19 protein-coding genes and 1 other RNA gene are annotated in these 18,954 nt (G+C 68.7%); 6 read left to right on the forward strand and 14 right to left on the reverse strand.

Going from position 1 to position 18,954, the window contains the following annotated elements; genetic code table 11:
• Positions 1 to 927, reverse strand: coding sequence for a metallophosphoesterase (locus HLH21_RS12060; protein WP_246379661.1), 927 nt, complete (start codon positions 925 to 927; stop codon positions 1 to 3).
• A gap of 326 nt (positions 928 to 1,253) precedes the next feature.
• Between HLH21_RS12060 and HLH21_RS12065 the strand changes: the two genes are divergently transcribed.
• Positions 1,254 to 2,372 carry an aromatic ring-hydroxylating oxygenase subunit alpha gene (locus HLH21_RS12065; RefSeq protein ID WP_182944004.1) on the forward strand — a complete coding sequence of 373 codons (1,119 nt, stop codon included), beginning with the start codon at positions 1,254 to 1,256 and terminating at the stop codon, positions 2,370 to 2,372.
• A 23-nt stretch (positions 2,373 to 2,395) separates the two neighbouring features.
• On the opposite strand, the gene HLH21_RS12070 is transcribed toward HLH21_RS12065, so the two are convergent.
• Positions 2,396 to 3,025: a LysE/ArgO family amino acid transporter gene (locus tag HLH21_RS12070; RefSeq protein WP_182944005.1), complete on the reverse strand. Its 630-nt coding sequence runs from the start codon at positions 3,023 to 3,025 to the stop codon at positions 2,396 to 2,398.
• Positions 3,026 to 3,100: 75 nt separating this feature from the next.
• Here HLH21_RS12070 and HLH21_RS12075 point away from each other — a divergent pair, with 75 nt between their 5' ends.
• Positions 3,101 to 4,006 carry a LysR family transcriptional regulator ArgP gene (locus HLH21_RS12075; protein ID WP_182944006.1) on the forward strand — a complete coding sequence of 302 codons (906 nt, stop codon included), beginning with the start codon at positions 3,101 to 3,103 and terminating at the stop codon, positions 4,004 to 4,006.
• 126 nt (positions 4,007 to 4,132) lie between these two features.
• Here HLH21_RS12075 and HLH21_RS12080 read toward each other — a convergent pair whose 3' ends face one another.
• The 6 genes from HLH21_RS12080 to queA all read right to left on the reverse strand — a co-directional run bounded on the left by HLH21_RS12080 (position 4,133) and on the right by queA (position 9,624).
• Positions 4,133 to 5,095 (reverse strand): threo-3-hydroxy-L-aspartate ammonia-lyase, encoded by a 963-nt coding sequence (locus HLH21_RS12080; protein WP_182944007.1) that lies wholly within the window; start codon positions 5,093 to 5,095, stop codon positions 4,133 to 4,135.
• A gap of 82 nt (positions 5,096 to 5,177) precedes the next feature.
• Positions 5,178 to 6,005 (reverse strand): TerB family tellurite resistance protein, encoded by an 828-nt coding sequence (locus tag HLH21_RS12085; protein ID WP_182944008.1) that lies wholly within the window; start codon positions 6,003 to 6,005, stop codon positions 5,178 to 5,180.
• A 27-nt stretch (positions 6,006 to 6,032) separates the two neighbouring features.
• Positions 6,033 to 6,311, reverse strand: coding sequence for a ribbon-helix-helix domain-containing protein (locus HLH21_RS12090; RefSeq protein ID WP_182944009.1), 279 nt, complete (start codon positions 6,309 to 6,311; stop codon positions 6,033 to 6,035).
• Positions 6,308 to 7,396: a tRNA epoxyqueuosine(34) reductase QueG gene (gene queG / locus HLH21_RS12095; RefSeq protein ID WP_182944010.1), complete on the reverse strand. Its 1,089-nt coding sequence runs from the start codon at positions 7,394 to 7,396 to the stop codon at positions 6,308 to 6,310. Before queG ends, HLH21_RS12090 begins: the two co-directional genes overlap by 4 nt.
• 3 nt (positions 7,397 to 7,399) lie before the next feature.
• Entirely contained in the window at positions 7,400 to 8,563 is a 1,164-nt protein-coding gene (gene tgt, locus HLH21_RS12100) for a tRNA guanosine(34) transglycosylase Tgt (protein WP_182944011.1), read from the reverse strand.
• Entirely contained in the window at positions 8,560 to 9,624 is a 1,065-nt protein-coding gene (gene queA / locus HLH21_RS12105; protein WP_182944012.1) for a tRNA preQ1(34) S-adenosylmethionine ribosyltransferase-isomerase QueA, read from the reverse strand. Before queA ends, tgt begins: the two co-directional genes overlap by 4 nt.
• A gap of 135 nt (positions 9,625 to 9,759) precedes the next feature.
• Here queA and HLH21_RS12110 point away from each other — a divergent pair, with 135 nt between their 5' ends.
• A complete protein-coding gene (locus HLH21_RS12110) occupies positions 9,760 to 9,981 on the forward strand; it encodes a hypothetical protein (protein WP_182944013.1) in 222 nt (73 codons plus the stop codon).
• Between the two features lie 30 nt (positions 9,982 to 10,011).
• Positions 10,012 to 10,503, forward strand: coding sequence for a kinase inhibitor (locus tag HLH21_RS12115; RefSeq protein ID WP_182944014.1), 492 nt, complete (start codon positions 10,012 to 10,014; stop codon positions 10,501 to 10,503).
• Here HLH21_RS12115 and HLH21_RS12120 read toward each other — a convergent pair.
• The 6 genes from HLH21_RS12120 to ssrA form a co-directional block, all read right to left on the reverse strand.
• A complete protein-coding gene (locus tag HLH21_RS12120; protein WP_246379663.1) occupies positions 10,500 to 11,123 on the reverse strand; it encodes a helix-turn-helix domain-containing protein in 624 nt (207 codons plus the stop codon). The two genes, HLH21_RS12115 and HLH21_RS12120, sit on opposite strands and share 4 nt — an antisense overlap.
• A gap of 296 nt (positions 11,124 to 11,419) precedes the next feature.
• On the reverse strand, positions 11,420 to 12,337 hold the full coding sequence (locus tag HLH21_RS12125; RefSeq protein WP_306414193.1) for an MIP/aquaporin family protein: 918 nt from the start codon (positions 12,335 to 12,337) through the stop codon (positions 11,420 to 11,422).
• 9 nt (positions 12,338 to 12,346) lie between these two features.
• Positions 12,347 to 12,739 (reverse strand): VOC family protein, encoded by a 393-nt coding sequence (locus HLH21_RS12130; RefSeq protein WP_182944015.1) that lies wholly within the window; start codon positions 12,737 to 12,739, stop codon positions 12,347 to 12,349.
• 51 nt (positions 12,740 to 12,790) lie between these two features.
• Positions 12,791 to 14,455: a fumarate hydratase gene (locus tag HLH21_RS12135; protein WP_182944016.1), complete on the reverse strand. Its 1,665-nt coding sequence runs from the start codon at positions 14,453 to 14,455 to the stop codon at positions 12,791 to 12,793.
• A gap of 100 nt (positions 14,456 to 14,555) precedes the next feature.
• Positions 14,556 to 15,113 carry an SspB family protein gene (locus tag HLH21_RS12140; RefSeq protein ID WP_182944017.1) on the reverse strand — a complete coding sequence of 186 codons (558 nt, stop codon included), beginning with the start codon at positions 15,111 to 15,113 and terminating at the stop codon, positions 14,556 to 14,558.
• A gap of 181 nt (positions 15,114 to 15,294) precedes the next feature.
• Positions 15,295 to 15,634, reverse strand: a transfer-messenger RNA (tmRNA) gene (gene ssrA, locus HLH21_RS12145).
• A gap of 81 nt (positions 15,635 to 15,715) precedes the next feature.
• On the opposite strand from ssrA, the gene thyX reads away from it, so the two are divergent.
• A complete protein-coding gene (thyX, locus tag HLH21_RS12150) occupies positions 15,716 to 16,666 on the forward strand; it encodes an FAD-dependent thymidylate synthase (RefSeq protein ID WP_182944018.1) in 951 nt (316 codons plus the stop codon).
• Positions 16,667 to 17,022: 356 nt separating this feature from the next.
• On the forward strand, positions 17,023 to 18,891 hold the full coding sequence (locus tag HLH21_RS17240; protein ID WP_182944019.1) for a HAMP domain-containing methyl-accepting chemotaxis protein: 1,869 nt from the start codon (positions 17,023 to 17,025) through the stop codon (positions 18,889 to 18,891).
• Positions 18,892 to 18,954 lie beyond the last annotated feature (63 nt).

The following is an 18,954-nucleotide window of genomic DNA, read 5'->3' on the forward strand; positions in this document are numbered from 1 at the left end:
TTATGAAAGATTATTGACACTTTTCGACAGCAGGCACCGCCCGTCGATGCCGATGAAGCGGAACTGGAACACGTCGCGCGACAGCGCCACCGTCATGAATCCATGTTCGCCCGGGAAGACGATGCCCCCGTCCTGCGCCGGCGCCACCGGGTCGATCCGCGAACCGGCGCCGTTGTTGATGTAATGGATGCCGTCTCGTTCGATATATTGCAGGTTGTGGATGTGCCCGTTGATGTAGACATGCACGCCATGCCGCTTCATCACGGGCACCAGTGCTGCAATCAGTTCCGGCTCGTCGAAGCGTCGCTCGGCCGTATAGACCGGATGATGCCCGATCACGATCTTCCACCGCGCATCCGACGCGCCCAGCGCCGCGTCCAGCCACGCGACCTGCGCCGCCGTGTCCTGCCCGGTGATATCGACCTTGGTGCCCCGGTAGCGGCTGATGAACGGCGAGGTATCCAGGAAGAAGGTTTCCGCGGTGCTGCCGTCGGGCAGGATGTCGCGCATGCTGTAATAGCGGGCGGGCAGGTACCACCGGCTGTCCACCTGCCGGCCGTAGAGCAGTTGCGGCTCCACCTTGCCGCGATAGTCGTGGTTGCCCAGGATCACCCGCCACGGCGTCTTCAGGCTTTCGGCGCTGTAGATTGATTCGAACGACGTGATCCATTGCCGGTCGGTCACCGACTGCACCCCGTCGTCATAGAAATTATCGCCGACCGAAACGGTGTACAGGCTGCGATGCTGGGCCGCCACCCGCCCCATGCACGCGGCCAGCCGGCCCTGTTCGTAATGCCCCTGCCGCCCCCAGTCGCCGATCATGACGCAATTATGCGTGGGCGTGCGCGCCTGCGCCGGCACCGAGGCCAGCAGGGCGCTGGCCGTGGCGCCGGCCAGGAAATCGCGGCGGGGCAGGATCATGGTCATGGGGCGTCCTTTACGGGTGGTTTGGACATGCGCGCCCGATCGCCGCCGGCGCGCATGTCCAGACAGGCTCTTACTCGATCGGCTGCGCCGTCAGCCGACCGGCCCGCCGGAGTGTCGTTGATTATACGCAATGGACGTCGCTTGTGGCACGCAGGCATGCCCCGCGTCATCCAGGGCGGCCGACATTTCATGAAAACATCATGAACGCCGCCGGTGACGCCGGCATTGCGCCACCTGCAGGCCTCGGTTTCCCAACCGGGGCGAGACAAGCGCCAGCCCGGCGGGAAACAATGGACCGTCATCAGAAGCCGGAGCGGACCAGGGCGATGAATCAGATCGGCATCCCGGATCGGGAGGGACGTGCGGCCGGGCAGCCGGACCTGCGCCGGGTCGATTGCGATCCGGATTTCTGGTACCCGGTGGCCTGGTCGCACGAGCTGAAGCCCGGAAAGACGATCGGCGCGCGGTATGCCGGCCAGCCGATCGCGCTGGTCCGCCCCACCGAAGGCGACGTCTTCGCGCTGGAGGACCGCTGCGCCCACCGCCAGGTGCCGCTGAGCAAGGGCCAGGTGAAGGGCCAGGCCGTTCTGTGCTGCTATCACGGCTGGGCCTATGGCCGGTCGGGCCGCTGCATCGACGTGCCTTATCTGGGCAAGGGCAAGCTGCCCAACGGCGTGCGGACCTACCCCTGCCGCGAGGTGGGCGGGCTGATCTTCGTCTTCCCCGGCGATCCCGCCCTGGCCGGGTCGGCGCCGCTGCCCACCCTGGCCCAGGTGGCCAACCCCGGCTACAAGACCCGGCAGTTCGGCCCCCGCGTGGCCTGCCATTACAGCTTCATGCACGAGAACCTGATGGACATGAACCATCAGTTCCTGCATCGCCGCCAGATGGGCCGGATCCGCGCCCGCCTGCTGGGCCACGACCGGGGCGAAACCTTTGTCGAGGCGCGCTACAGCTTCGCCCGCACCGGCACCCACCAGCCGCTGGCCGAGGCGCTGATCTTCGGCCGCCACCGCGACCTGAAGGGACGCGAGCAGCCGGTCGAGGAAGTCGTCACGATCCGCACGGACTATCCGTACCAGACGCTGCGGATCGTCGATAAGGACGGCGACCTGATAATGGACCTGTGGGTGGCCTATGTCCCGCAGAGCGCCGACCAGCGCACGACCCGCGCCTTCGGCCTGCTGTCAGTCCAGCGCCCGAAGACCCCGTTCCTGATCGACCTGATCTGGCCGGCGCTGGGCGTGTTCACCAACCGCATCTTCGAGGAGGACCGCGAGGTGGTGGAACTGGAACAGCAGGCCTGGGACGACCAGGGCGCCGACTGGAACCACGAGGTGTTTCCGGTGGTCAATCACCTGCGCGCGCTGCTGGCGCGATGCGGCCGGCCGGGCGGGGCAGGGCGCCCCGAAGCCCGGGCGCCGGAAATCTCTCCCGCCGTCTGATCCTGTCCTTTCCAGGGGGCAACCTACACCAGCGGGCCCAGCGCCCGCGCCAGCAGCAGGCAGGCAAGGGCCAGCATGATGGCCGCCACCAGCCCGTCGAGGATGCGCCAGGCGACGGGGCGCGCGAACACCGGCCGCAGGATGCGCGCCCCGAAGCCCAGGGCCGTGAACCACACGGCGCTCGCCGTCCCCGCGCCCGCCACGAACGCCGGCCGCGCGCCGCCGGGCAGCGCGCCCCCCACGGCGCCCATCAGCATCATGGTATCCAGATAGACGTGCGGATTGAGGAAGGTAAACGCCGCCGCCCGCATCAGGATGGCGCCCAGGGGGGCGGTCCCGCCCGCCGTTTCCGCAACCAGCGTTCCCGGCGTGACCGCCCGGCGCAACGCACCCACCCCGTACCAGAGCAGGAAGCCGGCGCCCCCCAGCGTCAGCACCAGCGCCAGCCACGGGATCGCCTTCAGCACCGTGCCGCTGCCGGCAACGCCCGCCGCCACCAGAACGAGGTCGGCCGCCGCACAGAACAGCACCACCGGGGCGACATGTTCACGGCGCAGCCCCTGCCGCAGGACAAACATGTTCTGCGCCCCGATGGCGGCAATCAGGGCCGCCGACAGGCCGAATCCGCTGCTGAAACCTGAAAAGTAAGACATGGCGGCTTCCATGCCGGGCGGGCCGCGTGTAATCCAGCTTAAGATTCTATACTCGATTAAGCATAGCTAATTCCCATGCTCGATTACGCCTCCCTCGCCGCCGTGGCGTCCGTCGTGCGCGAAGGCAGCTTCGAACGCGCGGCCGGCGCGCTCGGGGTCACGCCCTCGGCGATATCGCAGCGTGTGCGGGCGCTGGAAGATCGGCTGGGCACCATCCTGATCGTGCGCGGCCAGCCCTGCACGGCCACGCCGATCGGCGCCCGGCTGTGCGCCCATTTCGAACGCGTGCATCTTCTGGAAGGCGAGATGATCGCGGCCCTGCCGGTCCTCGCCACCGGGCAGGCGACGGACACCGGCCCGCCCACGGTCCGCATCGCCGTCAATGCCGACAGTCTCGGCGCCTGGCTCCTGCCTGCCATCGCGGCCTTCGCCCGACGGGGCGACGTGCTGGTCGATCTGGTGATCGACGACGAGGGCCATACCGCCGAACGCCTGCGCTCGGGCGAGGTGCTGGCCGCCGTCACCACCGACGCGGCCCCGGTGCAGGGCTGCCGCACCATTGCGCTGGGCGCCCTGCGCTACGTCGCGGTGGCCTCGCCCGCCTTCATGCGCCAATGGTTCGCCGGCGGCGTCGACGCCGCCACCCTGGCCCGCGCGCCCATCCTGCGCTTCGACCGCAGGGACATGCTGCAAGCCCGATGGGCGCGCACCATCACCGGCGCCGAACTGACGGCCCCGACCCACTGGCTGCCGTCCTCGCACGGCTTTCTCGATGCCTCGATCGCCGGCCTCGGCTGGTCGGTCAATCCGCTGCTGATGGCCGAACCTTATTTGTCCACCGGCCAACTGGTCGAACTCGCCCCGCGCCATTACCTGCACGTGCCCCTCTACTGGCAACAGGTCCGCATCGGCACCCGCCTGCTGGGCAAACTGACCCGCGAAGTCGAGGCGGCGGCACAGCGCAGTCTGGTCAGTGTATAGCGCGGGAAGGCAAGGGCGTTACCCCGGTCATGAATAAACAGATTTGTTTCCAAAGGGCGCAGCCCTTTGGAAACCCACGACTTTAGGAAACGAATGGGGCTGGGACACTGCGCCCGGGCGAAACCATCACCCGCGCGCGATCAGAGCCGTGAACTGCGTGATATCGATATTCCCGCCGGACAGAATCACGCCGACCTTCTTGCCTGCCACCTCGACCGCGCCCTGCAACGCGGCCGCGGCCGCGAGACATCCTGTCGGCTCGATGACCTGCTTCATGCGCTCGGCGATCAGCCGCATGGTCTCCACCAGTTGTGAATCAGTGACCGTGACGATCTGCGAGACGTGTTTCTGCATGAGCGGAAAAGTGAGCGACCCGAGCGCCGTCGTCTGCGCCCCGTCGGCGATGGTACGCGGGACCGGAATCGTCACGATCTCGCCAAGCTTCAGCGATTGCTGCGCGTCGCTGCCCGTTTCCGGTTCCACGCCGACAATCTTGCAGCCCGGCGACAGTTCCGCCGCCACCAGCGCCGATCCCGAGATCAACCCGCCACCGCCAACCGGCGCCAGCAGGAGGTCAAGCGGTCCCGTCTCCTCGAACAGTTCCAACGCCGCCGTGCCCTGACCGATGATGACGTCCAGATGGTTGAAAGGCGGAATCAGCGTCAGCCCTCGGTCCGCCGCCAGCCCGGCACCAATGATGTTGCGGTCCTGCGTGTAACGATCATAGAGCACCACCTCGGCCCCATAACCCCGCGTGGCTGCAATTTTCATGGCCGGCGCGTCCTCGGGCATGACGATGACGGCCGGAATGCCTGCCAGAGACGCCGCCAGCGCGATCGCCTGGGCGTGATTGCCGGACGAAAACGCTACCACTCCCCGCGCCCGCGCCTCGGGATCCAGAGCCGCGATCGCATTCACCGCCCCTCGGAACTTGAACGCTCCAACCCGTTGCAGATGCTCCGCCTTGAAAAACAGGCCCGCGCCCGTGCGTGTGTTTAGGGCGCGAGAGGTCAGGACCGGGGTGCGATGCGCGATACCGGCCATACGCGCGGCGGCCGTTCGAACAGAGGAAAGATTCGGCAAGGGCATAGCGGTCCTGCGATCGACAGCGGGAGAAGAGAGTATTCATTGGCAGGAGGTGCCGGACGTTCCGTCGGATTCAGACAGCCCCTCACAACCGCCGGTCGCGCTTGATCCTGTCCCAGGCGGCGTTGATCTGGGCGATGCGGCCGGCGGCGGCGTCCACTTCGCGGGGGGTGGCGCCGCGGGCGGCCATGGCGTCGGGGTGGTGTTCGCGCACCAGGCGTCGCCAGATTGCGCGGACTTCGACATCCGTGGCGGTGCGGGCGATGCCCAGTACGGCGTAGGCGTCGATTTCGCTGACGCCGGGGCGGGCGCCGCCGTGCTCGGCGCGGTCCCAGCCGCCGGCGCTCAGCCCGAAGGCGCGATGCACCCGCCGCAGGAACTGGATTTCCGCCGGGTGCAGTTCGCCTTCCGGCCCGGCGTCGGCGCGGGCGATGGCGAACAGGGCGCCCAGGGCGTCTTCCAGCATTTCGGGGCGGTCGGGGAAGGCGCGGCCCAGTTCGAGGGCGAAGGCCTCGTAATCGTCCACGCGCTGGCGGGCATGGTCGAACAGGCGCCCGACCTCCTTCGCATTGTCGGCCGGCACCTGGAAGCGGCGCTTGAAGGCGTCGATTTCCGACCGGTTCACCGGCCCGTCGCACTTGGCCAGCTTGGCCGAGAGAATCACGATGACCAGCCCGTAAAGCTGTTCGCGCTTGCCCATCACGGCGGCCAGCTTGGCGGCCACGAAGGCCGCCGCCCCGTTGGGGTCGGCATTGCCGCGCGGGGCCCAGCGATCGGTCCAGCCGCCTACCGGCGTTTGCAGGATCGATCCGTTATCGGCCGCATGCCCCAGCACGGCGCCCAGGAGGCCGCCGACCGGTCCGCCGACCGCAAACCCCGCCACACTGCCGAACAGCTTTCCCCAGATCGCCATGGCCTCTGCTTTAGCACGCACGGCCCTTCAACCCAAATCACCTTCCAAGGTTGCCCCCGGTTCCGCCCGGGCCGCCAGCAGGGCCGCCACCCGCAGGGCCGAGGCCAGGGGGCGGGTCGGGTCGCGGGCTGCGTCGATTCGGGCGATCAGCGCCGGCAGGCCCAGGCCGCGCGCCTGGGCCATGGCCTCCAGCGCCGTCCAGAATTCGGGCTCCAGCGCCACGCTGGTGCGGTGGCCGGACAGGACCAGGCTGCGCTTGGCCAGCGCCCGGCCGCCGGGCAGGCGGAAGGCCGGCTCGCCGGTCATGCCGGCAGCCGCCCGACGGCCCAGCGCGCGGCCTCGGCCACCACGGGGTCGGCATCGTCGCACAGCGCCTGCGCCGTGGGCCGCAGCGCCGCCAGGCCCGAATTGCCGATGGCGACCAGCACGTTCCGCACAAATCGGTCGCGGCCGATCCGCTTGACCGGCGACCCGGCGAACAGGGCGCGGAACGCGGCATCGTCCAGACGCGCCAGTTCGGCCAGGCGGGGGGCGGTCAGTTCGTCGCGCGCCAGCAGCTTCATCTGGCGCGACCGGGTGGCGAAGCGGTTCCACGGGCACACCGCCAGGCAGTCGTCGCAGCCATAGATCCGGTTGCCCATCGGGGCGCGGAATTCCTCGGGGATCGGGCCGGGATTCTCGATCGTCAGATAGGACAGGCAGCGGCGCGCATCCATCCGCCACGGTTCGGGAAACGCCCCGGTGGGGCAGGCGTCCAGGCAGCGCCGGCAGGTGCCGCACCCCCCGCCCGAGGGGGCGGAGCGCGGCAGGGCCAGCGTGGTGTAGACCTCGCCGAGGAACAGCCAGCTTCCGTGCCGGCGCGACACCAGGTTGGTATGCTTGCCCTGCCAGCCCAGCCCGGCGCGCGCGGCCAGCGGTTTTTCCATCACCGGGGCGGTATCGACGAACACCTTCACCTCGGCTGCGCCCGGCACGGCGTGGCGGGCGGCGGCGCGGGCGCCCTCGGCCACCACGAACTGGGCCAGGTGCTTCAGCATCCCCTTCACCACGTCGTGGTAGTCGCGGTTGCGGGCATAGACCGAGATGTTGCCCCGGTCGGGCCGCCCCACCGTCGCCAGCGGGTCGTCGCCGGGCGCGTAGGACAGGCCCAGCGCGATGACGCTGCGCGCCGCCGGCCACAGGGCGCGCGGGTCGCCGCGCTGGGCGGCGCGGTCGGCCAGCCAGCCCATCGACCCGTGATGCCCGGCCGCCAGGAAATCGGCCAGGCGGGTCCGGGCCTCGTCCCCCAGCGCGGCGTCGCAGAACCCCACCGCGTCGAACCCCAGCGCCAGCGCCCGGTCGCGAATCGCATCGCGCAGGGCCAGGGCCGCGTCGGGCGAGAGGTCCGCCATGGGTCAGGGAACCGGAGGGATGTCGGGGGGCGGCATTTCGTCGGGCGTCCAGTCGTCCATTGCCCACTGGGCGCGCAGCCAGGTGGCGTGCGCGTCCAGCGTGCCCTCGACGATGGCGGCGCGGATGCCGCGCATCAGGCGCTGGTAATAGGCGATGTTGTGCCAGGTCAGCAGCATCGGCCCCAGCATCTCGTTCGCGCGGAACAGGTGATGCAGGTAGGCGCGGCTGTGGCGGGAGCACGCCAGGCAGTCGCAATGCGGCGAGATCGGGCGCATGTCGTCGGCGTGGCGCGCGTTCCGCAGGTTCAGCGTCCCGCGTTCGGTATAGGCGCGCGCGGTGCGCCCCGCGCGGGTGGGCATCACGCAGTCGAACATGTCGACGCCGCGTTCCACCGCCCCCAGCAGGTCGTCGGGCGTGCCGACGCCCATCAGGTAGCGCGGGTGGTCCTGCGGGATCAGCGGCACCGTCGAGTCCAGCGTCGCGAACATCAGCGCCTGCCCCTCGCCGACCGCCAGGCCGCCGATGGCATAGCCCTCGAAGCCGATGTCGGTCAGGGCGCGGACGCTCTCGGCCCGCAGTTCGGGCTCGGTCCCGCCCTGGATGATGCCGTACTGGGCATAGCCGGGGCGCGGCACGAAGGCCTCGCGGCAGCGGGCGGCCCAGCGCATCGACAGGCGCATCGACTGCGCGATGGTCTCGGTGGGCGCGGGCAGGGCCGGGCACTCGTCGAAACACATGGTGATGGTGGCGTCCAGCGCGTTCTGGATGTCGGTCGAGCGTTCCGGCGTCAGCCGGTGCTTCGACCCGTCGATGTGCGAATTGAACGTCACCCCGTCCTGGTCCAGCTTACGCAGCGCGCCCAGCGACATGACCTGGAACCCGCCGGAATCGGTCAGGATGGGGCCGGGCCAGTCCATGAACCGGTGCAGCCCGCCCTGGGCGCGCACGCGCTCGGCCCCCGGACGCAGCATCAGATGGTAGGTGTTGCCCAGCACGATCCCCGCGCCGGTGGAGCGCACGGCGTCCATCGTCATGGCCTTGACCGTGCCCACGGTGCCGACGGGCATGAAGGTGGGCGTGGGCACGACGCCATGGGCGGTGTGCAGGTGCCCGGCGCGGGCGCGCCCGGCGCGGGCCTGCGCCACCCAGCGGAAGGCGGTGCTCATGCCGACGCGCCGGGCGAGGGGGCGCGGTGCAGCAGGCAGGCGTCGCCGTAGGAATAGAACCGATAGCCGTCGGCGACGGCATGGGCGTAGGCGTCACGCATTCTCTGGTATCCGGCGAACGCGCAGACCAGCATGAACAGGGTCGAGCGCGGCAGGTGGAAATTGGTCATCAGCATGTCCACGGCCCGGAAGCGGTAGCCGGGGCGGATGAAGATGGCGGTGTCGCCGTCGAAGGGCCGGATGGTGCCGTCGGGGTCGGCGGCGCTTTCCAGCAGGCGCAGGGTGGTGGTGCCCACGGCGACGATCCGCCCGCCGGCGGCGCGGGTGGCGTTGATGGCCGCCGCCGTTTCGGCGGTGATGACGCCCCGTTCGGCATGCATGCGGTGGGCGGCGATGCTGTCGCCCCGCACCGGCAGGAACGTCCCCGCGCCCACATGCAGCGTCAGCGTCCGCCGTGCCACCCCCGCCGCGTCCAGCGCCGCCAGCAGGCCGGGCGTGAAATGCAGCCCCGCCGTGGGCGCCGCCACCGCGCCGCGATGCTCGGAAAAGATGGTGCGGTAATCGTCGCGGTCGGCCTCGGTCGGGCCGTGGGGCCGGGCGATATAGGGCGGCAGGGCCAGGGCGCCGGCCGTCTGCAGGAACGCATCGAAGGCCAGGCCCTCGGCGCTGAAACGCAAAATCACGCCGCCTTCGGCATCGCGCGACACGATGTCGGCCGTCGTCTCCACCCCCGCGAAGGTCAGCACGTCGCCCGCCCGCAGCCGGCGCGCGTTGCGGGCCAGGGCATGCCATGTGCCGTCGGGCAGGATGCGGTCCAGCGTGATGCCGATCCGCGCCTCGCCGCGCCGCGCGTCCAGTTGCGCCGGGATCACGGCGGTGTCGTTGGCCACCAGCAGGTCGCCCGGCCGCAGCAGCGACGGCAGGTCGCGCACGATGCGGTCGTGGAACGGCCCCGCCGCCGGAATATCCAGCAGGCGCGCGGAATCGCGCGGGCGGGCCGGGTGGTCGGCCACCAGCGCGGGCGGAAGGTCGAAATCGAAATCGGAGGCAAGATCGGTCATCGGACGCCCCGTTTACGGAATCCCACGGCCGGTTGCCAGCGTCGCGTGACGGTTGGACAACGCGCGCCCCGGACGCCAGAATGGGGCGAACGCATCCGGGGGCCGCCCCCGGACCATGAAACGGGAACGAGACCGATGTCCTATGCCGCACTCGACGCCGCGCGCGTCGCCAAGGCCTGCAAGGTTGCGCTGAGCGTGCTGGAGGCCAACCCCGAAACGTCCGAGGCGCATGTCCGCAAGACCCTGATGGTCCAGCGCATCGCCGCCCTGGCCGAGGCCGCGGCCCAGTCGGCGGCCGGCGGCGGCGTCATCACCCTGACGTCGGAGGAATTCTGGCTGGTCAGCAAGAACTGGTAAAACCCCTTCCGCGACCGACAGGACACCGACATGACATTCACGCTGACCAGCCGCGCCTTCACCGAGGGCGGCCGCCTGCCCGACGCGCAGGTGTTCGACGGCATGGGCTACCGGGGCGGCAACATCTCGCCCCCGCTGGCCTGGAGCGGCGCCCCCGAGGGGACCCGCAGCTTCGTCGTCACCCTGTACGACCCCGACGCGCCGACCGGCTCGGGGTGGTGGCACTGGGTGGTGGTCAACATCCCCGCCACCGTGACGTCCCTGCCCGCCGGCGCGGGGTCGGGCGACGCCGACCTGCCCGAGGGCGCGTCGATGACCCGCACCGATTTCGGCGGCAACGCCTACGGCGGCGCGGCTCCCCCGCCGGGACCGGCCCATCGCTACATCTTCACCGTGCACGCGCTGGACACCGAAACCCTGACCCTGCCGTCCGACGCGTCGGGGGCGATGGTGGGCTTCTTCGTGCACAGCCACGCCCTGGGCTCGGCCAGCCTGACGGCGACCTTCGGCAAGGCGGGCTAGGTCTTCGGTCCAGGCGTCGCGTGACGGACGCTTTGCCTTGGAATGTCCGATGCCTGCGGGAGCGAGGCCTGCAATTCGCCGGCAACGTTCCGCTGATAGGCCACGCGCACGCCGCCAGGGTCGCTCGCAATCACGCGCAGGTAGCTTTTTGCGGCCGTGTCGGGCGCGCGCACGCCCTTTTCCCAGCCCTTGATGGTTTCCTCTTCCAGGCCGTATCGCACCGCGAACTGCTCCCGCGTCAGCTTCAGCTTCTTACGGATGGCGGCCACATTCACGTCCGCCTTCTGATCGACATGGACAGCTTTCACGCCCGCTTCCCGCAGATCGGCAAGCAGCGCGGCCGGGCTCTCCACCTTTGGAACCTGGAGGGAGGCCGAACATGTGCTGACACCTGCCTTCTCCGAATCCGCGATCAGTTCGTCGATCAGCTTCTTCGCCGCCGACACCTTCATCCCGCGCTTCGCCAGCGCCATCGTCGCCGCGATGGCATTCAGGCCCGGCCAGTCGTTCCGGCTGAGGGAGAGGACGAACCTACCGCGTGAACCGGATTGTACGCGTTCGATGTCCCGGATTGGCCCCAGTCGTTCGAAGCGAGCCCTTAATGACGATTTCATCGACATCCACCCCTTCCATCACCGCCAGAGCCACGGCCCTCAGATTGGCAGATCCGACCGCGTTGGCCGCACTTCCGTGAATATTCAAGTCGGACAGCGTCATGGATCTGTCGGCGTCGTCAACCGAGACGACCGCCTGATACCAATTTTCCGAAAGACTGACGGATGAGATGTCCCCGCAAGGGCGTTGCCCTTGACCCACCAAAGGGCAGTCGCCCTTTGGAAACCCATTCGTTATCAAATGATTGGGGTCCAGGGCCTCAGGCCCTGGTGGGTTCGGGCGAAGCCCGGGAAAACGCGCCTCACGCCCCGGTATTGCGCCGCCAGGGCAACAGGAAGGGCGCGCGGCCGTGGTGGCCGAAATGGGCGATGCGGGCTTCGTGCAGGTGCATTTCGCCGAACATCTGCAGGCGCATCATCAGCACCGTCGCCGCGGCCCCCAGGAAGGGGGCGACGCAATAGATCCAGAACCCCTGCCACTGGCCGGAGAACAGCGCCGGCCCCAGGCTGCGCGCCAGGTTGGTGCTGTCGCCCGACAGCCAGGCTTCGAACGGGTTCAGGGTGAAGAACAGCGGCCCGGCCAGCAGCGGCGTCGCCCAGCGCAGGCGGGCATGCCCGCCGGTGAACAGCAGGGCGGTAATCAGCAGCGCGGTGGCGCAGGCCTCGCCGGTGAAGGCCCAGGACAGCGGCACGCGGTCGTAGGGCACGGTGGCGGCGAAATGCGTGGCGCGGGCCCACCCGCCCCAGCGCGGCCACAGCAGGCCGGCCAGCGCCACCAGGCCGGTGCCGATGACGGCCCCCGCCAGTTGGGCGGCCATGTAGCCGATCATGTCCCGCCAGGCCAGCCGGCCGGCCAGCGTGAAGGCCAGGGTCACGGACGGGCTGACATGCCCGCCGCTGACCCGCCCGAAGGGCGACAGCGCCGCGATGGAGCCGCCCATGCCGAAGAACAGCCCCTGCAACGCGACCTGCAGGGCGGGATAGTCCGCCAGGGCCCGCCCCACCGGGCTGGCCGCCGCCCCCAGCAGCACGTTGGTGACCACCCCGAACACCATCAGCACGATGGTGCCCGCGCATTCGCAGGCATACAGGCGCGGATGGACCAGCCGGCCGGGATGGGGCGCGCCCGCCAGCGGCCGGTCCTGCGGATGGGGATAGAGCGCCGGATTGTCCACCGGCGCCGCGACGGGCGCCGAAGGGGGCGGGGGCATGCCGGCCATGGGCGGGCGCTACCCCTGGTAGGACCCGATTTCGACCAGGTTGCCGTCCGGGTCCTGGCAATAGACCGAGGTGATCGGCCCCAGCGCGCCGAGGCGGGCCACCGGCCCCTCGGTCACGGTGACGCCGCAGCCTTCCAGATGCTCGATCACGTCGCCGCTGGACAGCGCGGTGATGAAGCACAGGTCGTTGGTGCCCGGCAGCGCGTCGTCGGCGGTGGCCCAGCCCTCCGCCCCATGGGGGCGGAGGTTGATCTTCTGGCCGCCGAATTTCAGCGCCGTGCGGTTGTTGCGGCCGTATTCCTCCCGCTCCATGCCCAGGACCCGCTGATACCAGGATGCCGAAACCTCCAGGTTGCGGACAGTGATGACGACATGGTCCAGCCGATCGACGGTAAAGCGCATGGAACAGGGATCTCCCTAAGCTGTCGGGCCGCCGGGCGCGATCGCCCGGCCTCAGCCCGTCAGGCCATCGTAGAAATCATTACCCTTGTCGTCGATGACGATGAAGGCGGGGAAATTCTCGACCTCGATCTTCCAGACCGCCTCCATGCCCAGTTCCGGATATTCCAGAACCTCGACCTTGCGGATGCAGTCCTTGGCCAGCCGCGCCGCCGGGCCGCCGACCGAGCCCAGGTAGAAGCCGCCGTATGTATGGCAGGCCTCGCGCACCGCCTTCGAGCGGTTGCCCTTGGCCAGCATGACGAACGACCCGCCGGCCTTCTGCAGCATGGCGACATAGCTGTCCATGCGCCCCGCCGTGGTCGGGCCGAACGAGCCGGTGGGCAGCCCGTCGGGCGTCTTGGCCGGGCCGGCGTAATAGACCGGGTGATTCTTCAGGTAGTCGGGCAGGCCCTCGCCGCGCTCCAGCCGTTCGCGGAACTTGGCGTGGGCGATGTCGCGGGCCACCACCATCGTGCCGGTCAGCGACAGGCGCGTGCGGACGGGAAAGCGCGACAGCAGGGCGCGGATCTCGCTCATCGGCTGGTTCAGGTCCACCTGGACCACCTCGCCGTCCAGATGCGCGTCCGTCGTTTCCGGCAGGAAGCGGGCGGGGTCGGTTTCCAGTTGCTCCAGGAAGAACCCGTCGGCGGTGATGCGCGCCTTGACCTGCCGGTCGGCCGAGCACGACACGCCGATGCCCACCGGCAGCGATGCGCCATGGCGCGGCAGGCGCACCACGCGCACGTCATGGCAGAAATACTTGCCGCCGAACTGCGCGCCGATGCCCAGGCGCTGCGTCAGCTTCAAAATCTCCTGTTCCAGTTCCAGGTCGCGGAAGGCGTGGCCCAGGGGGCTGCCCTGGGTGGGCAGGGTGTCCAGCCAGCGCGTCGAGGCCAGCTTCACCGTCTCCAGCGTCTGTTCGGCCGACATGCCGCCGATCACCACCGCCAGGTGGTAGGGCGGGCAGGCCGAGGTGCCCAGCGTGCGGACCTTGACGTCCAGCCATTTCAGCAGGTCGTCCTTGCTGGACAGCAGGGCGCGGGTTTCCTGGAACAGGAAGGTCTTGTTGGCCGACCCGCCGCCCTTGGCGACGAACATCAGGTCCATCTGTTCGGCGTGATAGTCGCCGGGGGCGGCCGAGATATGGAACTGCACCGGCAGGTTGGTGCCGGTGTTCACTTCCTCGAACATCGACAGCGGCGCCATCTGCGAATAGCGCAGGCTGGTGCGGGTGTAGGTGTCGTACACCCCGCGCGAGAACGCTTCCTCCTCGTTCCCGTCGATCCAGACGCGCTGGCCCTTCTTGCCGTAGACGATGGCCGTGCCGGTGTCCTGGCACATCGGCAGCACGCCGCCGGCGGCGATGCAGGCGTTCTTCAGCAGGTCCAGCGCCACGAAGCGGTCGTTGTCCGAGGCCTCGGGGTCCTTGAGGATGCGCGCAAGCTGCGCCAGATGGCCCGGCCGCAGCAGATGCGCGATGTCGTGGAAGGCGCGGGCCGCCAGTTCGCTCAGGGCCTCGGGGCGGATGTGCAGCACGGTCCGCCCGTCGCAGACCGTGGTGTGCACGCCCGCGATCTCCAGCTTCTTCCACGGCGTGTCGTCGTCGTGCAGCGGAAAGAGCGGGCCGTAGGCGAACGGCTTGAGCGCCGGTTTCGGTGGGGTGGTTGAAACATTCAACGGACGATCTCCCTTGTGCCAGTCTCCCCCGGATTGGTTCCGGGTGGTAGCGGTTCACGGGACGCCCGGCCGCATCCGGGCGCTCCGGATGACGTGTGGTTCAGCCCTGGTTCGGCCCCTTCTTCCGAAAGGCCGCAAGGCTGACCACCTGCGACGAGGCCGGCGTCTCGGCCGGCTCGTCCCCTGCCGGGGCGGGGGCGGTGGCCCCGGCGTCCGGCGGGGTGGTCTCGTCGGCCTCCTCCTCCTCATCCGGCTCCGGCGCGGTGAAGCGCAGGGCCAGCCGGACATGGGGGTCGGCGAAGGCCGTGATGGCGGCGACGGGGATGACCAGGATCGACCCCACGCCGCCGAAGGACAGGCCGACCGACACGGTCTGCGCCGCGCGGTCCACCTTCAGGTCCCAGAACTGGTGCTGCAGCACGATCGTGATCTCGTGCGGGTACTGGGCGCGCAGGCGGGCGGGCATGTCCACGCCCGGCCAGTTGGTCAGGAACGTGATGTAGAAATGATGCCCGTCCGGCAGGCCCTCGGCGCCGACATGGTCCAGCGCGCGCAGCATCACCTCGCGGTACGCGTCCTCGATCCAGGCGTCGTAGGGTATGAGGCTGTCGGGAATCACGGCGTCGAAGCCGTTTTCCTCATCGTGATCGTCGGACATGCGGACTACTCCGTACCGTCCGGCCCCCCCCGTGATCGGGCGGCCGGCGCCTGATGGCCTTGCTGCTTCGCGCCACGCCGTGCCACAGGTTCAAGCCATGCGTCAAACGCCGCGCCCTTGCAAGGGACGGACCCGCGGATCGGCTTCACGAAGCGGACATGATGCCACGGCGGGGCGGCAAAGTGGGAGGGCTTCTGTTGCCCGGTGCCCTCCCGAACCGCGCTTGTCACTTATGCAGCGACAGCGAGCACCTCAGAGTTATCGTTGGCACTTGTGATTTAGCCCGATGACGGTGGTACAATACCGGGCAAAAGGCAGGTCTTTACCATGCGTGTCGAGCCTGTTTCGTCCCCATGGCTCCCTGCCCCGAAGGGTCGTAGCGGAGAGCGTTCTGGTGGAGACGCCGGGTACCGCCCCCGGGTCCACAACATTTATTCCACGTGCCGTTTATCGCCATAGCCAAGGGGCGAACCCCTCCGGCACCATGGGATATAGGGTTGGCGGCCGCCGTTGGCAAGCGGTGTGGCGCACGCCACGGTCGCGAAGCGGGGGGTTTCGTGATATGCGCCCCCTTCGGACCACACGGACAGGGCGGGAAGCAGATGTTTTCAACGGACCAGCAATCGGAAATCGACGCCGCCCGCGCCGGCTGGGCCCAGACCCGCCGCACCGTCGTCCCCGCCGCCGAGGACGCGCTGTACACCCCCCTGCCGGTGCTGGAGACCGGATTCGTCCGACTGATCGACTATATGGGCGGCGACGCGGCCATCGTGCAGGGCGCGCGGGTGTCGTACGGCAAGGGCACGCGCAGCACCTCGGACGACCGGGGGCTGATCCGCTACCTGATGCGGAACCGGCACACCAGCCCGTTCGAACTGGCGGTGGCCAAGTTCCACGTCCGCGCGCCCATCTTCGTCACCCGGCAGTGGTTCCGCCACCGCACCGCCAGCATCAACGAATATTCCGCGCGCTATTCGGTGCTGGAGAAGGAATTCTACTTCCCCCGGCCCGAGGACATCGCCCGCCAGTCGTCCAGCAACAAGCAGGGGCGCGGCGACAGCCTGCCCGCCGACGCCGCAGAACAGGTGCTGGCCCTGCTGCGCGAGGACGCCACGCGCTGCTACGACCATTACCTGGAAATGCTGAACCAGGACGAGGCCGGCAACATCGTCGACCCCACGCGCCCGGTGGTGGCGCGCGAGCTGGCGCGCATGACCCTGCCGGTCAATGTGATGACGCAGTTCTACTGGCAGATCAATCTGTGGAACCTGCTGCATTTCCTGCGCCTGCGCGCCGACGCCCATGCCCAGTACGAAATCCGCGCCTATGCCGACGCCATCCTGACCCTGGTCGAACGCTGGGTACCGCAGACCTTCGAGGCCTTCCGCGACTACATGCAGGAAGCCGCCCTGCTGTCCGGCCCCGCGCTGCGCGCGCTGCGCGCCATCCTGGCCGGTGACGGCACGGTGGACCTGCAGGCGGCCGGCCTGTCGAAGCGCGAGGCGGCGGAACTGATCGCCCTGCTGCCCGAAATCGGGCCGCGCGCCCGCTGAAGGCGGGGCGCTGCCTCATAGGCGCGAAGGTCGCATTTCGCAAGAAATCTCAGGGCTCTGCCCTGAAACCCGCCAAAGGCCACAGGCCTTTGGAAACCAATCCGTTATCCCTGATCGGGGTCCAGGGCCTCAGGCCCTGGTGGGTTCGGGCAGCGCCCGGCCTTCCTTTTCCCCTATCGCCCGGCGGGGGCGCCGGCACAAAGCGGCTTCGGCCGTCACCCGTTAAATATAATCTTCATTATGCGGTCTCCTGGAGATTTCATAGACTCGCGCGGGTGATCTACGCCGCTGTGCGGGCGCAAAATATTGGGTTCATGGCATCGGCAGGAAGACGAAAATAATCGAAGGGATACCCTGTGCGGTCGGTTGGCATTAAACTCTCTCTGGGTATCATTTTATTACTTATTTCCATTTCCTGCGTTGTTTCCGGAAAATTTTCGATAGACGGCCTCACCCATGTCAACGGCCGGGTGGAAAAGATCGCCCACCAGTCGCTTGCAAGCCTGAAGATACTGGCCGCGATCGACAGTCAGATCCGCACGTTCCGCGCGGTCGAGATCCAGCAGCTTACGACGTCGTCGCCCGAGGAATTTGCGACGCTTTCGGCCAGCAGCACCGCCATTTCCGAAAAGATCGCGCATGCCATCGACGCCTATGTGCCGTTCATCAATTCGGACAACGACCAGGCCCTGTTCCACAATTTGCAGGAGGAATGGTCCGAATATGAGGAATATCACGACACGACGTTCAAGAACTGGGTTGTTTCGCAGGACAAGAGCCATGCCCTGCTGAACGAAGGCCAGCAACTGATCGAATTGCAGGAGAAAGTGTCCGGCACCCTCACGTCGTTCATGGACGGCAGCATCACGGACGCGGCGTCCTATGCGCTGGACTCCGGGGTGACATACCGGATGACGCTCCGGCGGGTCTATGCCGCGTATGTCGCCCTGTTCGTCGTCGTGGTCGTCGCCGTCCTTGTCGTGGTGTACAACATTCTGCGGCCCCTTCAGAAAATCAATGCGTCCATCACCAGGTTGGCCGGCGGCCAGACGGACCTGACGTTTCCGCTGGCGCACAGGGGGGATGAGATCGGCGCGATCTCCCGCTCGCTGGACGTCTTCCGCGCCGCCGCCATCGCGAAGCGGAAGCTGGAGCAGGACGCCGAAATCCAGCGCCGGCAGGCCGAGGCCGAACGTGTCGCCATTCAGGAGAAAGCCGAAGCCGAAGCGCGGGAGTGGCTACGCAAGGCCACGGGCGCCCTGGCCGCCGGCCTGAAGCGGATGGCCGGGGGCGACCTGTCCTTCCAGATCGAGACCGAATTTTCCAAGGCGTTCGAGCCCCTGCGCCACGATTTCAACCAGTCCCTGGCGCAGCTTGCCGCGACATTTTCCCGGATGTCCGGCGCCATTCACGTCATCAGCGACGGCACCCACGGGCTGGCGGCCGGGGCCGACACCCTGGCGCGCCGCAGCGAAACGCAGGCGGCGGCCCTGGAACAGACGGCCGCCGCCGTGGCGGGCATCGCCCGAAGCGTGGAGGATACGGCAAAACGATCCGAAGACGCCCAGCAGATCGGCGCGCGGGCGCGCCAGTCCGCCGCGACGTCCACCGCGATCACGCACGAGGCGGAAGCGGCCATGGGCCGCATCGAACAGGGTTCGGCGCAGATTGCCGCGATCGTCGACGTGATCGACGGCATCGCCTTCCAGACCAACCTCCTGGCGCTGAACGCCAGCGTCGAGGCGGCGCGGGCCGGTACGGCCGGCAGGGGGTTCGCCGTCGTCGCCACCGAAGTGCGATCGCTGGCGCAGAAATGCGCCGAAGCCGCCCTGGATGTCCGCACGGTGATCCGCCGGACCGCCGCCGACGTGCAGGAGGGCGCGGGCCGCGTCAAGGATTGCAGCGGGGCGCTGCGGACCATCGCCGCGTTCATCGGCCAAATGGGCCAGCACCTGGACGCCATCGCCATCGCGGCCAGGGAACAATCCTCCAGCCTGGGGGAAATCAACGCCGCCGTGGGGTCGCTGGACCAGACGACCCAGCAGAACACCGGCGTCGCCGACCAGTTCCACGCCACCTCCCGCAGCCTGGCCGACGAAAGTGGCAGGCTCAACGGGCTGGTCAGCCAGTTCAGCCTGCCGGAAACCGAGGCCGCCGGGCAGCACGCCGCATTCCCCGACCACGCGGCCTCGGACCGGGTGCTGCTGGCCGCTTACGAAGAATAACCGTTCTGCTACGGGACATTTTCGGCGCAGTGAGTGCGCCGCGCGGGCAGGTCGGGCGCCACC

Source organism: Gluconacetobacter johannae, from assembly GCF_014174305.1.
Classification (GTDB): Bacteria; Pseudomonadota; Alphaproteobacteria; order Acetobacterales; family Acetobacteraceae; genus Gluconacetobacter; species Gluconacetobacter johannae.